This window comes from Bariatricus sp. SGI.161, assembly GCF_050313695.1.
In the GTDB taxonomy this organism is placed as follows: domain Bacteria; phylum Bacillota; class Clostridia; order Lachnospirales; family Lachnospiraceae; genus JAFBIX01.
Genome location: NZ_JBNPLX010000009.1, coordinates 1 through 15,358 on the forward strand (window position 1 = coordinate 1; position 15,358 = coordinate 15,358).

Annotated in this window: 16 protein-coding genes; 15 read left to right on the top strand and 1 reads right to left on the bottom strand. The window is 39.8% G+C overall.

Annotation, left to right across the window (positions count from 1 at the left end; all coding sequences use genetic code 11):
- The first annotated feature begins 2 nt into the window (after nucleotides 1–2).
- From ACQRBH_RS06880 to ACQRBH_RS06930, 11 genes are all read left to right on the top strand, one after another.
- Nucleotides 3–905, top strand: a complete 903-nt coding sequence (locus tag ACQRBH_RS06880) for a metallophosphoesterase (protein ID WP_427761251.1) — start codon at nucleotides 3–5, stop codon at nucleotides 903–905.
- 80 nt (nucleotides 906–985) lie between these two features.
- Nucleotides 986–1,735: a segregation and condensation protein A gene (locus ACQRBH_RS06885; RefSeq protein WP_235233146.1), complete on the top strand. Its 750-nt coding sequence runs from the start codon at nucleotides 986–988 to the stop codon at nucleotides 1,733–1,735.
- 15 nt (nucleotides 1,736–1,750) lie between these two features.
- Nucleotides 1,751–2,329, top strand: coding sequence for an SMC-Scp complex subunit ScpB (gene scpB, locus ACQRBH_RS06890; RefSeq protein ID WP_235233145.1), 579 nt, complete (start codon nucleotides 1,751–1,753; stop codon nucleotides 2,327–2,329).
- 68 nt (nucleotides 2,330–2,397) lie between these two features.
- Nucleotides 2,398–3,603 carry a D-alanyl-D-alanine carboxypeptidase family protein gene (locus tag ACQRBH_RS06895; protein ID WP_235233144.1) on the top strand — a complete coding sequence of 402 codons (1,206 nt, stop codon included), beginning with the start codon at nucleotides 2,398–2,400 and terminating at the stop codon, nucleotides 3,601–3,603.
- 85 nt (nucleotides 3,604–3,688) lie between these two features.
- Nucleotides 3,689–4,156: a YbaK/EbsC family protein gene (locus ACQRBH_RS06900; protein ID WP_235233143.1), complete on the top strand. Its 468-nt coding sequence runs from the start codon at nucleotides 3,689–3,691 to the stop codon at nucleotides 4,154–4,156.
- Nucleotides 4,157–4,176: 20 nt separating this feature from the next.
- Complete coding sequence (locus ACQRBH_RS06905; RefSeq protein WP_347376316.1) at nucleotides 4,177–5,847, top strand: alpha-glucosidase; 1,671 nt, start codon at nucleotides 4,177–4,179, stop codon at nucleotides 5,845–5,847.
- A 253-nt stretch (nucleotides 5,848–6,100) separates the two neighbouring features.
- Nucleotides 6,101–7,171: a recombinase RecA gene (recA, locus tag ACQRBH_RS06910; protein WP_427742107.1), complete on the top strand. Its 1,071-nt coding sequence runs from the start codon at nucleotides 6,101–6,103 to the stop codon at nucleotides 7,169–7,171.
- 2 nt (nucleotides 7,172–7,173) lie between these two features.
- The gene (locus ACQRBH_RS06915; RefSeq protein ID WP_427761252.1) at nucleotides 7,174–7,788 is read left to right on the top strand and encodes a regulatory protein RecX; all 615 of its coding nucleotides are present in this window, start codon (nucleotides 7,174–7,176) and stop codon (nucleotides 7,786–7,788) included.
- A gap of 72 nt (nucleotides 7,789–7,860) precedes the next feature.
- Nucleotides 7,861–9,414 carry a ribonuclease Y gene (gene rny / locus ACQRBH_RS06920; protein WP_347376312.1) on the top strand — a complete coding sequence of 518 codons (1,554 nt, stop codon included), beginning with the start codon at nucleotides 7,861–7,863 and terminating at the stop codon, nucleotides 9,412–9,414.
- Between the two features lie 90 nt (nucleotides 9,415–9,504).
- A complete protein-coding gene (locus ACQRBH_RS06925; protein WP_427742105.1) occupies nucleotides 9,505–10,047 on the top strand; it encodes an NUDIX hydrolase in 543 nt (180 codons plus the stop codon).
- Between the two features lie 55 nt (nucleotides 10,048–10,102).
- On the top strand, nucleotides 10,103–10,636 hold the full coding sequence (locus ACQRBH_RS06930) for a stage II sporulation protein M (RefSeq protein WP_427742103.1): 534 nt from the start codon (nucleotides 10,103–10,105) through the stop codon (nucleotides 10,634–10,636).
- A gap of 31 nt (nucleotides 10,637–10,667) precedes the next feature.
- On the opposite strand, the gene ACQRBH_RS06935 is transcribed toward ACQRBH_RS06930, so the two are convergent.
- On the bottom strand, nucleotides 10,668–11,996 hold the full coding sequence (locus tag ACQRBH_RS06935) for an oligosaccharide flippase family protein (protein WP_427742102.1): 1,329 nt from the start codon (nucleotides 11,994–11,996) through the stop codon (nucleotides 10,668–10,670).
- Between the two features lie 128 nt (nucleotides 11,997–12,124).
- Here ACQRBH_RS06935 and ACQRBH_RS06940 point away from each other — a divergent pair, with 128 nt between their 5' ends.
- Genes ACQRBH_RS06940 through mnmA form a run of 4 tightly spaced genes read left to right on the top strand, consistent with a single transcriptional unit; the run spans nucleotide 12,125 to nucleotide 15,355 of the window.
- Nucleotides 12,125–12,589 (top strand): Rrf2 family transcriptional regulator, encoded by a 465-nt coding sequence (locus ACQRBH_RS06940; RefSeq protein ID WP_347376311.1) that lies wholly within the window; start codon nucleotides 12,125–12,127, stop codon nucleotides 12,587–12,589.
- A 23-nt stretch (nucleotides 12,590–12,612) separates the two neighbouring features.
- Complete coding sequence (gene nifS, locus ACQRBH_RS06945) at nucleotides 12,613–13,797, top strand: cysteine desulfurase NifS (RefSeq protein WP_235233135.1); 1,185 nt, start codon at nucleotides 12,613–12,615, stop codon at nucleotides 13,795–13,797.
- 14 nt (nucleotides 13,798–13,811) lie between these two features.
- A complete protein-coding gene (nifU, locus tag ACQRBH_RS06950) occupies nucleotides 13,812–14,255 on the top strand; it encodes a Fe-S cluster assembly scaffold protein NifU (RefSeq protein WP_235233134.1) in 444 nt (147 codons plus the stop codon).
- Between the two features lie 14 nt (nucleotides 14,256–14,269).
- Nucleotides 14,270–15,355, top strand: coding sequence for a tRNA 2-thiouridine(34) synthase MnmA (mnmA, locus tag ACQRBH_RS06955; protein ID WP_235233133.1), 1,086 nt, complete (start codon nucleotides 14,270–14,272; stop codon nucleotides 15,353–15,355).
- Nucleotides 15,356–15,358: the final 3 nt, after the last annotated feature.

Consider the following 15,358-nt stretch of genomic DNA (forward strand, 5'->3'; position numbering starts at 1 on the left):
TTATCCAAGATAAAAAAGGAGAGAAATATTTGAAGATATTAGTGATGATTATTGGGCTGATTATTTTGTTGGCCTTGGTTGAAAATATCCGTGAACTTTATACATTTCGAGTTACGGAATACACGATTGAGAACCCTAAACTTGAAGGACTTTCTGAAGAAAAAAGAATTGTATTTCTTAGTGATCTTCACAATTACAGTTATGGAAAGGATAATGAGAAGCTTTTTTCAGCAATTCAGAACGCTCGTCCGGATCTGATACTGATTGGTGGAGATATGCTGGTGAGAAAAAATGGGAATTCTTATGTGCATACAGTTGAATTCTTATCCCGGCTTCCAGATTTGTGTGAAGTATATTATGTCAATGGAAATCATGAACAGAAGTTGAAGGAACTTCCTGAAGAATATGAACAGTCTTATGAAGAGTATCAAAGTCAGCTTTTACAGGCGGGAATTCGGTTTTTAGAAAATGAATCTGTGCGATTCTGCTGGTGTGGGATAGAAATTCACATTACAGGATTGGAAATACCGTTGTATGGATATCGACATTTTGGAACGAGGCCACTCTCGAAACAGGCGCTGGAAGATAGAATAGGGAGAGCTGGTCAGGGATATCAGATTCTTTTGGCGCATAACCCATCTTATGTAAATACGTATAAAGAATGGGGGGCAGATTTGATTTTGTCTGGGCATTTGCATGGAGGAATTGTACGTATTCCAGGGATTGGTGGTGTGATTGCACCTAATTTCCATATATTTCCAAAATATTCTGGAGGAATCTATCAAGAAGACGATGTGACGACGGTTGTCAGTAAAGGGTTGGGAGTTCATTCCATTCCAATTCGTATTATGAATCCAGCGGAAATGATTGTTTTGAATTTTGGCAAGCCTCACACAGAACTGTAAGCGGAATACTTGTACAAACGAAGAAAATCCTGTATAATATTACAATTGTGACAAATGAAATCGAAGTGTGAGGGAGATTTATGGGAATTCCAGTAAAGCTGCAAGTCTTTGAGGGACCGTTGGACTTGCTCTTACATTTGATAGATAAGAATAAAATCGATATCTACGATATTCCAATCGTAGAGATCACCAATCAGTATATGGATTATATTAAGGCCATGGAAAAGGAAGATCTAAATGTAATGAGCGAATTCCTTGTAATGGCAGCGACCTTGCTTGACATAAAATGCCGAATGCTTCTGCCGAAAGAAGTGAACGAAGAAGGCGAAGAAGAGGATCCGCGGCAGGAACTGGTAGAACAGTTGCTAGAATACAAAATGTATAAATATATGTCTTACGAATTGCGGGACCGTCAGGTTGAAGGTGAACAGCTGATGTTTAAAGAACCGACGGTTCCTGAAGAAGTGATGGAATATGTTGAACCTGTAGATTTAGATCTGTTATTGAAAGATGTTACATTGGCTCAATTGAACTATATTTTTCAGGATGTAATGAAAAGGCAGATAGATAAAATAGATCCAGTCCGCAGTAAGTTTGGAAAGATTGAAAAGGAAGAGGTAACCCTTCCGGATAAACTAGAATATGTTACGGAATATGCGAAGCTGCATCGAAAATTTGGATTTCGCCAACTCCTAGAAAAGCAGAATTCTAAGACACAGATTGTAGTTACATTTTTGGCAATTCTGCAGTTAATGAAAGAAGGAGTAATCTCCATTGAGCAGGAACAAGCTTTTGACGAGATTATGATTACTTCCAGAGTGGAAAGTTAAGAGTGGAAAGGTAGTATGGAAGAAGTGGAGATTAATAAATTAGAGGGAATTATAGAGGCTGTTCTTTTTGTTATGGGGGATTCTGTTGAATTGAGTAAGATTGCGTCTGCGATTGAGCATGATGAGGATACAACCCGTAAGATCATACATAGAATGATGGATAAATATGAATCCGAAGACCGAGGAATACGTATTATCGAATTGGAAGATGCATTTCAGATGTGTACAAAAAAAGAGATGTACGAATATCTGATCCGTGTCGCAAAACAGCCAAAGAAGTATGTCTTGACAGATGTTTTGCTGGAAACGTTGTCGATCATTGCTTATAAACAGCCAGTGACAAAGTTGGAGATTGAGAAAATCAGGGGTGTTAAGTCAGACCATGCGGTGAATAAACTGGTGGAATATAATCTGGTATGTGAGTGTGGAAGATTGGATGCACCTGGAAGACCTATTTTATTTGGAACAACAGAAGAATTTTTGCGAAGGTTCAGTGTTCAGTCGGTAGAGGACTTGCCGAGTCTGAATCCAGAACAGATGGAGAATTTTAAGGAAGAGGCAGAAGAAGAGGTTCAGTTAAAACTGGATATTTAATAATCGCGCGCATAGACTTATTTCTGTTCACATATATTTCAATAACATGGAAATGTATGGTGTAATGGATGGAAAAGAAATCATTAGTGTGTAGTTTTTTGATATTTTTTTTGTTTTTACAGTTTGGAAATCTTATAGCAAAAGCAGAAGAAGATAAGGACGAGCCGAAACAGTTACACGCCCAGTCAGCAGTACTTATGGATGCTGACAGTGGGCGTGTTTTGTATGGAAAAGAAGAAAATCAGATTCGTCCAATGGCAAGTACTACGAAGATTATGACTTGTATATTGGCACTGGAAGAGATGGAGAAAAATCAGATGGTAACGATATCAGATTATGCAGCCGAACAGCCTAAAGTTCATTTGGGAGTGCAGAGTCAGGAAAGATACTATCTGAAAGATCTCTTATATTCACTGATGTTGGAATCACATAACGATAGTGCTGTAGCGATTGCGGAGGGAATAGCAGGCTCTGTGGAGTCTTTCGCTGATCGAATGAATCGAAAGGCAAAAGAATTAGGGTGTAACCATACATATTTTGTGACGCCAAATGGACTGGATGATTCTGATGAGGAAGGTACACATTCTACAACAGCCAGAGATCTGGCTATGATTATGAGATATTGTATGATGCAGTCACCGATGAAAGAGGAGTTTTTGGAGATTACACAGACAAGGAGTTATCAATTTACTGATGTAGATGGAAAACGTAATTTTACCTGTACGAATCACAATGCATTTCTAGATATGATGGAAGGTGCACTGACCGGAAAGACGGGATTTACAGCGGATGCAGGATATTGCTACGTGGGAGGACTCAGGCAAAATGGAAAAACTTTTATTGTAGCACTTTTAGCATGTGGATGGCCAAATCATAAAAGTTATAAATGGGAGGATACCAGAGCGCTTATGGAGTATGGGCTGAATGAATATGAGTATCGAAATGTATGGCAGGAAGTGTCGATCCCGGATGTTTTTGTTACGAATGGAGTAAGAAAGCAGAGTCCATTTGAATCAAATATACAGATTGAAGCGCATGTAGATGGAAAAGAAGATATTCCGGTTTTATTACGAGATGATGAACAAGTGAAAGTTCAAACAGAAGTGGAATCTTCCGTGGAAGCGCCTGTGGTAAAAGGGGAAACACTTGGGATTGTCAGATATATTCTGGAAGGGGAGGAAATTGCCTCTTATGATGTAATAGCAGATGAAAGTATTGAGAAAAGAACGTTTAAATGGTGTATGTGTTGGATATTAAAGTGCGCCAGCATGTAAAAGAATAGTTTGGCTGTACAGAAAAAATACTTTGCGTTATAATGGACGACAGATGTAAAAATAAAATGCAAAAGAGGAAAGAACGATGTCAATAGAGAATGTAAAAGAGTATTTTCGACAATTCGGAATGGAAGAGAGAGTAAGAGAAGAAAATCATTCCAGTGCAACAGTAGAAGAAGCGGCTGAGGCACTGGGATGTGAACCCAAAAGGATTGCCAAAACTTTGTCTTTTCGGACAAAAGAGAAGATTATTCTGATTGTGACTGCGGGAGATTGTAAGATTGATAATAAAAAATACCGAGGACAATTTGGATGTAAAGCACAGATGCTAAAGTCAGATGAGGTAGAACCTCTTGTGGGACATGCTATAGGCGGGGTATGTCCGTTTGCTGTAAAAGAAGGAGTAGAAGTCTATCTGGATGTAGCGCTTCAAAGATTTGAAACGGTATTTCCTGCGGCAGGAAGCAGTAACAGTATGATTGAATTGACGATTCCAGAATTAGAAATATACAGTAACTATAAAGAGTGGATTGATGTCTGCAAAGAGATGTAGTACAGATGGAGGTTGTGATGATACAGAAGAAATGGTGGCATGATAAAGTAGCATATCAGATTTATCCAAAAAGTTTCATGGACAGCAATGGAGATGGTATAGGAGATTTAAGAGGAATTATTGGAAAATTGGATTATCTGAAAGAACTTGGAATAGATATGATATGGATTTCTCCTATCTATCAGTCTCCATTTATTGATCAGGGGTATGATATTTCCGATTATTACAAGATTGCAGAAGAATTTGGAACGATGGAAGAATTTGATCTTCTTCTGGAAGAGGCAAAAAAAAGAGAAATTCAGATAGTTATGGATCTGGTTATTAATCATTGTTCCAGCAAGCATGAATGGTTTCAGAAAGCATTGGATGATCCGGCCGGAGAGTATGCAGAATATTTTTATTTTGTAAAAGGGAAAGACGGAAATCCACCGAGCAATTATCGTTCATATTTTGGGGGAAGTACTTGGGAGAAGGTTCCAGGAACAGACAAATATTATCTGCATATGTTTGCCAAAGAACAGCCAGATTTGAACTGGGAGAATCCTAAGGTGAGAAAAGAACTTTTCGATATGGTCAATTGGTGGTTGGATAAAGGAATCGGCGGCTTTCGAATTGATGCAATCATAAATATAAAAAAGGATCTTGCATTTCCAGATTTTGAACCGGATGGACCTGACGGTATGTGTCGTGCGACAAAGATGGTAGAAGAGGTTGATGGAATTGGCAAATTTCTTGGGGAACTAAAGAGAGAGACGTTTGCAAAATATGATGCTTTCACTGTCGGAGAAGTGTTCAATATGAAAGAGGAAGAATTGGAAGAATTTGTTGGGGAAGATGGATATTTCTCGACGATGTTCGATTTCCAGCCACATATCCTGACAAGCAGTGAAAATGGATGGTATGATACCAGGGAAGTTGATTTTCTAAAATGGAAAGCAGCAATTTTCTCTTCACAGGTGGAATGTCAAGACAGAGTTTTTCTTGCAAATATTATTGAAAATCATGATGAACCTCGTGGAGCCAGCAGATATCTTCCGGAACATGCAAGAAATCCACAGGGAGTGAAAATGCTGGGAACAGTAAGCATTTTGCTTCGCGGAATTCCGTTTATCTACCAGGGACAGGAAATAGGGATGACAAACTGCCGAAGAGAAGATATTCACGATTATGATGACATTGATACATATCATCAGTATCAGGTCGCCTTGGATGCAGGACTGTCAAAAGAAGAGGCATTAGATGCATGTTACCGATTCAGCCGTGATAATGCCAGAACACCAATGCAATGGAATGCAGAGAAAAATGCGGGATTTACTATGGGAAAACCATGGCTTGCAGTCAATGAGAATTATCGGGAGATCAACGTTGAGGATCAGGAAAAAGATCCAAATTCTGTCTTGAATTATTATAAAAGACTAATCCGCCTTCGAAAAGATTCTGAGTGGAAAGAAGTGTTTGTATATGGAAATTTTCTTCCTATGTACGAGAAAGATGAGCAGATTTTCGCGTATGCAAGAAAAGCAGGGGAAAAGACAGCGGTTGTTCTTGCAAATTTTGGTGAGAAAGAGATGGTCGTAGAACTGGACAAAAAGATTAGAAAGGTCTTGTTGTCTAATCAGGATAAAATGGCGGGAATTGATGAAAATAAAGTGATTTTAAAGCCATGCGAAGTAGTGGTGGTAAGTATATAAATGTATGTATGGACAGGCAGCGGTGGCAGCTTTTATGCTGTGTGCAGCTGTCTGTTGACGAATTGTGAGAAGTGTGATATTTTTAAATTGTTTTCTGAGGGAGTCTGGCACTTTTGTTCTATGAGATCAATACATGTCTGTAAGATTTAATTCCAGTGTTTTCATGAAATTCATATTGACATTTGGGGATATTTATAATACTATATTAATCAGAAAGCGAACATCCGTTCGCCTATAAGAAGGAGATTATATTATGGCAAGTGATGATAAGAAACGGGCATTAGATGCCGCGATTGCGAAATTAGAGAAAGATTTTGGAAAAGGTACGGTTATGAAGCTCGGAGACCCTGCAGCTCAGGTTGCGGTGGAGACGATTCCAACTGGATCTTTGAGCCTGGATCTTGCACTTGGACTTGGTGGCGTTCCGAAGGGACGTATTATTGAGATCTATGGGCCAGAGTCAAGTGGTAAGACTACGGTAGCATTACATATGATTGCAGAAGTACAGAAGAGAGGCGGTATTGCCGGATTCATAGATGCAGAACATGCATTAGATCCTGTTTATGCCAAGAATATAGGCGTTGATATTGATGAATTATATATTTCTCAGCCGGACAGTGGAGACCAGGCGCTTGAGATTACGGAGACGATGGTACGTTCCGGTGCCATGGATATAATCGTTGTTGACTCGGTTGCTGCTCTTGTGCCGCGTCAGGAGATTGAAGGAGATATGGGCGACAGCCATGTAGGACTTCAGGCAAGGTTAATGTCACAGGCGTTGCGTAAGCTGACTCCGGTAATCAGTAAATCAAATTGCGTTGTTATTTTTATCAACCAGTTGCGTGAAAAAGTAGGTGTTATGTTCGGAAATCCAGAGACGACTACTGGAGGACGTGCATTGAAGTTCTATGCTTCTATCCGTATGGATGTAAGAAGAATAGAGACGTTGAAGCAGAGTGGTGAGATGGTCGGAAACAGAACGAGAGTGAAGGTGGTAAAGAATAAGATAGCACCGCCATTCAAAGAGGCAGAGTTTGATATTATGTTCGGCAAAGGAATTTCAAAAGAAGGGGATATCCTTGACCTTGCAGTCGGCATTAATCTTGTAAGTAAGAGTGGAGCATGGTTTGCGTATAATGGGGATAAGATTGGACAGGGCAGGGAAAATGCTAAGATCTATCTCAGTGAACACCCGGAGATTATGGATGAGTTAGAAGGTAAGATTCGTGCTCACTATAATATCGGAGGAGAGACTTCGGAGACACCGGAGACATCAGCAGAGAGTAAAAAGACCGGAACAAAGAAGGCCAAAGAGGAAGAATAGAGATGACTGTTACAAAGATTGAGCCGGTTACAAAGACAAGATATAAAGTGTATGTAGATGGACAGTTCGCTTTTGTGTTATACAAAGGCGAACTGTCTCGCTATCATATTGCAGAAGATAGTGAACTGGAAGAAGAGATTTATCAAAACCTACGTAAGGAGATCGTCCTCAAACGTGCAAAACTAAGAGCGATGCATCTTTTAAATGATATGGGAAGAACGGAGTCACAGCTTCGGACAAAATTATTACGGAACGATTATCCGTCGGATATTGTAGAGGAAGCAATAGCATATGTAAAATCGTTTGGGTATATTAATGATGCAGAATACGCCAGGAATTTTATCGAAAACCGTAAAGAAAAGAAGAGCAAAAAAGAAATATATGCTGCACTTTGTCAAAAAGGACTCCCCAAAGATTTGATTGAAACAGCTTTGGAGGAGCGTTATGCAGATGATGATTCTATAGCAGCGATTGAAGCAATTGTCAGGAAGAAAAAGTTTGATCCCAAGTCAACAGATTATAGAGAAATGCAGAAAATGATGGGATATTTGGTCAGAAAAGGCTTTCGATATGACGACATACGGCAAGTGATACAAGTTTCTGAGTGGAATGCTTGACATCTTTGTGAAAACAGTATAAAATTTAAGTGTTGTATTTGTACAATGAAAATTAAATAAGGAGGTGCTCCTGTGCCGATGGGAATATTAATTGCTGTAGTAATTGCATTGATTATTGCAACAGCAGTCATCAGTCATTTTCTGACTGTTTCTAATCTGAAGAAAAATGCAGAATCGAAGATTGGAAATGCGGAAAGCAAAGCAAGAGAAATTATTGATGATGCAGTGAAAACCGCAGAGGCAAAAAAGAAGGAGTCTCTTTTGGAAATTAAAGAAGAGTCTATTAGGAACAAGAATGAACTTGAGAAGGAGACTAAGGAACGCAGAGCAGAGTTACAACGTTATGAAAAGCGTGTCCTTTCCAAAGAAGAGGCTTTAGACAAAAAAGCGGATGCGATTGAAAAGCGAGAAGCAGGATTTACAGCAAAAGAAGAACAGCTGAGACAGCGCGAAGCGAAAGTGGAAGAGCTGAGCAGGCAAAGAGTACAGGAACTAGAAAGAATCTCAGGACTTACCTCCGAACAAGCAAAAGAATATTTGTTAAAAACTGTTGAAGAAGATGTAAAGCATGATACTGCAAAGATGGTCAAGGAACTTGAAGCGCAGGCTAAGGAAGAAGCAGATAAAAAGGCAAAGGAATATGTTGTTACTGCTATTCAGAGATGTGCAGCAGATCATGTTGCGGAGACTACAATTTCGGTTGTACAGCTTCCGAGTGACGAAATGAAAGGAAGAATTATTGGACGTGAAGGCCGTAATATTCGAACTTTAGAGACGATGACGGGTGTAGAATTGATTATTGATGATACTCCGGAAGCGGTTGTGTTGTCAGGCTTTGATCCAATAAGACGAGAAGTCGCAAGAATTGCGCTTGAGAAACTGATTGTTGACGGACGTATTCATCCGGCCAGAATTGAAGAGATGGTAGAAAAAGCGCAAAAAGAAGTGGATGCTATGATACGTGAAGAAGGTGAAGCAGCTGCGTTAGAAGTAGGTGTTCATGGAATTCATCCAGAGTTGATCAGACTTTTGGGACGTATGAAATTCAGAACAAGCTATGGACAGAATGCTTTAAAACATTCTGTAGAAGTGGCACAGCTTGCCGGACTTTTGGCAGGTGAGATCGGTTTAGATGTCAGAATTGCTAAACGTGCCGGACTTTTACACGATATCGGAAAATCTATAGATCATGATGTGGAGGGATCACATATTCAGATTGGTGTAGATCTTTGTAGAAAATACAAAGAGTCTGCGACTGTTATTAATGCAGTAGAAGCACATCATGGGGATGTAGAGCCGGAAACTTTGATTGCATGCGTGGTACAGGCAGCCGATACGATATCTGCTGCAAGACCAGGTGCGAGAAGAGAAACATTAGAAACATATACAAACAGGTTAAAACAATTAGAAGATATCACCAACCAGTTCAAGGGTGTTGATAAATCTTTTGCGATTCAAGCAGGTAGAGAGATTCGTGTTATGGTAGTTCCAGAACAAGTATCTGACGCAGACATGGTATTGATGGCTAGAGATATTGCTAAACAGATTGAGTATGAATTGGAATATCCTGGACAGATTAAGGTCAATGTGATTCGTGAGTCACGTGTTACTGACTATGCCAAGTAGAAGATAAATGTAAAGAGGATCAGTTTCGGCTGATCCTTTTTCTATCTCAGAAAACAGATTTTTATTGATAAAAGAAAGGTGGCAGCAAGAATGAGCGAAGAAGTTAGACGTACGGGGCGTGAATTAGTATATCAGGGAGCAATCCTGGAGATATATAAAGATCATATGGAGTTTGCAAATGGTAATTCGGCAGATTGGGATTTTATTCATCATGATGGAGCGGCTGCAGTTGTCCCTGTCCTTCCTGACGGAAGAATCTTAATGGTAACACAGTATAGAAATGCTTTGGAAAGATATACTTTAGAGATCCCGGCGGGGAAGTTAGATGCTCCGAATGAGCCTGGGATAGAGTGTTCAAAAAGGGAATTGGAAGAAGAGACGGGATATAAGTCTGAACATCTTGAATGGCTGCTCACATTACGGACAACGGTAGCATTTTGTGATGAGAAGATTGAAATCTATGTTGCAAAAGATTTGATACCATCGCATCAGCATTTGGATGAAGATGAATATGTTGATGTGAAGGCATATACTCTAGATGAGTTAAAAGAGATGATTTTTACAGGAAAGATTGAAGATTCTAAGACAATTGCAGCAATTCTTGCTTATGAATCAAAGTATATAAGAATATAATTTTTTACCTGGCATATAATGAAGTATCTTGGCAAAGGGAGGGACGTTTGTAAAGATGCGAGAGAGCAAAAGGTATTTGGTCTTGCTTTGTATGCTGGGTTTTTTTATTGGAATTATGTGTGCGAATCTGGTACCAAAAGAATATATTACAAGTATGGGCATACTAAATGATTTTTTTCTGAATCAATATAATACGGATGAAATTGAAGTTACAGAATATCTTTGGTATATCATAAGAGTAAGATGTACACCTCTTATTTTGATGGCAGCTATTGGATATGGAAGATTACGGAAGATCCTTACAATAATATTTTTGTTATGGACAAGTTTTGCAGGTGGTCTGATCATGGCAGCTGCTGTTCTGAAAATGGGATTAAAAGGGATGGTATTATGTCTTGTAGCGCTGACACCACATTTTTTCTTTTATATTGCAGGATATATGATTCTTTTGTGGTATTTTTTCTCTTATCCGGCTTCCAAATGGAATGCATCCAAGACAATCTGTATGATACTTTTTGTCGCAGTAGGAATTTTACTGGAAAGTTATGTGAATCCAATGCTCATGCAATTGTTTTTACGGACCCTATAAACACAACCGTATCCGAATGCAGTACGACAGACTAAGTCTGTGACTTATGTAAAAAGTGGCTGAGATAGAGCAGACAGAAGAAAAAAGTACTTAGCTGGCTGGCAAGGAGTCCCCACAGATAACCTTGTATACCGAGAACAGGAATTAAGAAAAATACACAGAAGATACGGATACTAAGGCTTACGGAATTGATTGCAAAAGACAAAGTTGTCTTTCCGATTCCATTAATAATGCTGATAAAAGTGTTATTTGTATATAGAAAAGGGCATATCCAAGCGAGAGTAATAATGAAATCTCCAGCCATAGAACTATCGAATAAAAAAATACCGATCCATTTTCCGAAAGCTAGTAAAGCAACGCAGCAGATACTACCAAGAAAAATACAAGAATAGGATACTTTTTTGATAAGATTCGTTAGTTCCTTACGATTGTTTAATGCCTGAATTTCCGCAACAGTAGGAAGAAGCATGGTGGAAATGGAGTTCGTGATTGCCGAAGGAAACAGGATACAAGGCAGTGCCATTCCGGTCAAAACTCCATAGGCGCTTAAAGAGTCTTTCAGTGACATTCCGTATGTTTGTAGTTTGACAGGGATAGATACAGCTTCGATGCTTTGGAGGATATTTAGAAGTACGCGGTTGCCGGTCAGTGGTAATGATAATGTGATTAGTTCACGTCCATATTTAAAATATTTTTGTAGAGAGAATAAAGAAAGTTTTGAAAATTCTTTATTTCCGTAAATCGAGCGAAGACAAAAGAGGGAAGAAGTAATCTCCCCAGCAATAAGACCTGCAACTGCAAGTGATATACCAAAATGAATGCCATTTCTTTCCCCGTACAGATAAATAAAATAGACGCTTGCGATTCTTGCAGTCTGTTCAATAAGTTGTGAAACAGCTGGAATTTTCGTCTGTTTTAGACCAAAATAATATCCGCAGATACAACTATGGATAGATGAAAATGGAAATACATAGGAAAGAATGATTAACAAGTCTGTGCATCGAGGTTCTTGTAAAAATGTCTGTGAAATTGAAACTGCATTTTGTTGTAGTAACAATGTTGTAATGCAAGAAGCTGTGACGGTGAGAAAGAGGCTGGTGTACAGCAGCTTTCTCGCTTCTTTTGGCTGGCCTTGTGCAATGCGTGTTGCAACGCAGCGGGACAAAGCTAATTCTATACCGGCAGAGGTAAGTGAAAAGCAGAGTGTATAAATAGGAAAAACCAGTTGGTATAGTCCGACGCCTTCTTCGCCAAAAGTATGACTTAGAAAAATGCGGTAAAAAAATCCCATGAATCGGGTGGCAAATCCTGTCAGTGTTAAGATGAAAGTTCCTTTCATGATTGCTTGTTTGTGTGTCATATCAGACCCCCGGAAAGATATTGTTATAATATATTCTAAAGAATGCCTTGACAGAACAAGTACGTGGTGGTATTCTACAAATGAAAATCCTAGCAAAATACTAGGGATTAGAAGAAGGTGAGAAGAAAATGAAACTTTCGACCAAGGGTAGGTATGGTCTGCGGGCAATGATAGATCTTGCCAGATATAGTGAAGTAGAGCCGGTATCCATTAACAGTATCGCGGCAAGGCAGAATATTTCCGAGAGATATTTGGAGCAATTAGTGGCATTGCTGCGAAAAGCCGGGCTGGTAAAAAGTATCCGGGGTGCTACTGGTGGATATATACTTGCGAAAGATGCGGCAGAGATTTCTGTAGGAGATATTCTGCGGGCGCTTGAAGGCAGCCTTGAGCCTGTCAAATGTGCAGCGTTTTATTCAGAAGAAGGGTGTATGGCGTCCGATGGGTGTGTTACCAAATACGTATGGCAGAAAATCAACGATAGTATTAACGAAACGGTGAATCAGATGATGCTGGATGAATTGGTGCGAGAGAGTAAGAATTTGAATCCGGCAGGAGCGTGTGACAGCTCGAAATGTAATCAAGATAAATAATAAGTATGAATGGAGGAAAAACCATGGATAAATTAATCTATTTGGATAATGCAGCAACAACGAAAACAGCACCGGAGGTAGTAGAGGCAATGCTTCCATATTTTACTGAAAAGTTTGGTAATCCTTCCAGTGTATATAGCTTTGCGGCAGGAAATAAGGAAGTCATTAATCAACAGAGAGATATTATTGCCGAGGCGTTAGGTGCAAAAAGTAATGAGATTTATTTTACCGCTGGCGGATCGGAATCAGACAACTGGGCGTTAAAAGCAACAGCAGAGGCTTATTCTGGAAAGGGCAATCATATCATTACAACAAAGATAGAGCATCACGCAATTCTTCATACAGGGGAATATCTCGAAAAAAGAGGATTTGAGGTTACCTATCTGGATGTAGATGAGAATGGAAAAGTCAAGTTGGATGATCTGAAAGCAGCAATCCGCCCTACAACCATTTTAATATCGGTTATGTTTGCCAACAATGAGATTGGAACTATCCAGCCAATCAAAGAAATCGGTGAGATTGCGCATGAACATGGAATTTTGTTCCATACAGATGCAGTTCAGGCGTTTGGACAGGTTCCGATTAATGTAGATGAATGTCATATCGATATGTTGAGCTCCAGTGGACACAAATTAAATGGCCCGAAAGGAATCGGATTCTTATATATACGTACAGGCGTAAAGATTCGTTCGTTTGTACATGGCGGAGCGCAGGAGAGAAAGCGCCGTGCCGGAACAGAAAATGTTCCGGGAATCGTAGGTCTGGGAACAGCGGTAAAACGTGCTGTGGCAACGATGCAGGAAAGAACAGACAAAGAAGTAGAACTTCGGGATTATCTGATCGATCGTGTATTAAAGGAAATCCCATATTGTAGATTAAATGGACACAGAACGGATCGCCTTCCAAATAACGCAAACTTTAGTTTTCAGTTCGTAGAGGGAGAATCTCTTTTGATTATGCTGGATATGAAGGGAATCTGCGGTTCCAGTGGGTCAGCATGCACTTCGGGTTCTCTGGATCCGTCTCATGTATTATTAGCAATTGGATTGCCGCATGAAATTGCACATGGTTCTCTGAGATTGACTTTGAGTGAAGAAATCACAAAAGAAGATATCGACTATGTGGTAGACACATTAAAAGGAATTGTGAGTCATCTAAGAGAGATGTCTCCATTGTATGAAGATTTTATCAAAAAGGAACAGGCATAGGAGGAAGAAATGTCATGTATACAGAAAAAGTAATGGATCATTTTGAACACCCGAGAAATGTGGGTGAAATAGAAAATGCCAGCGGAGTTGGCACAGTTGGAAATGCAAAATGTGGAGATATCATGAGAATCTATCTTGATGTTGATGAAAATCAGATTATTCGCGATGTAAAATTCAAAACATTTGGCTGTGGTGCCGCAGTAGCAACCAGCAGTATGGCTACTGAGATGGTGAAAGGTAAATCTGTCCAGGAAGCAATGAAAGTGACGAATAAAGCAGTTATGGAAGCTCTGGATGGCCTCCCGCCGGTGAAAGTTCATTGTTCATTATTGGCAGAAGAAGCGATTCATGCTGCATTGTGGGACTATGCACAAAAAAATGGAATTGAGATTGAAGGGTTAAAAAAGCCAAAATCAGACATTCATGAAGGCGAAGAAGCAGAAGAAGAGGAGTATTAGACTGAGGATGCATGATGGAAAAGAAAAAAGTTGTAGTTGGAATGTCTGGAGGAGTCGATTCCTCTGTGGCTGCCTGGCTGTTAAAAGAACAGGGGTATGATGTAATAGGAGTGACGATGCAGATCTGGCAGGAAGAAGAGCAGAGTGTGCAGGAAGAACAAGGAGGCTGCTGTGGGCTCAGTGCGGTAGAAGACGCACGAAGAGTAGCGGCTTCTCTAGAAATTCCTTATTATGTCATGAATTTTAGACAAGAATTTAAAAAGAATGTCATCGATTACTTTGTAGATGAATATTTGCATGGAAGAACACCGAATCCTTGTATTGCCTGTAACCGTTATGTAAAATGGGAGGCACTTCTGAAAAGGAGTCTGGATATCGGGGCTGATTATATTGCAACGGGACATTATGCAAGGATTGATCAATTGCCAAATGGCCGGTATGCATTAAAGACTTCTACGACCGATGCAAAAGATCAGACATATGCTCTTTATAATCTGACGCAGGAACAACTGTCGCATACATTAATGCCGGTAGGCGCTTATTCGAAGAGTGAGATTCGCGAGATGGCACAGAAACTACAGCTTCAGGTTGCGAATAAACCAGACAGTCAGGATATATGTTTTGTGCCGGATGGAGATTATGCATCTTATATTGAAGAGAATGCCGGGGTGAAGATTTTACCGGGCAATTTTGTTCTGTCTGACGGTACTGTAGTGGGACAGCATAAGGGGATTGTTCATTATACGGTTGGGCAGAGAAAGGGACTTGGTTTGTCGCTGGGACATCCTGTGTTTGTTTTAGAGATACGTCCAGAAACGAATGAAGTTGTAGTAGGGACCAGTGAAGAGTCTATGTCGTATTATGTAAGAGCCAATCGCATAAATTTCATGTCGGAAGAAGATCTCCCTGAGAAAAAAAGAGTCTGGGCAAAAATACGATACAATCACCGTGGGGCTTGGTGTACTGTAGAAAAGACGGGAGAAGATGAGATATTATGCCGGTTTGAAGAACCACAAAGGGCGATTACTCCTGGTCAGGCTGTAGTACTGTATGATGGCGAATATGTGCTGGGCGGTGGAACAATTATAGGAGAGGAATGAAAG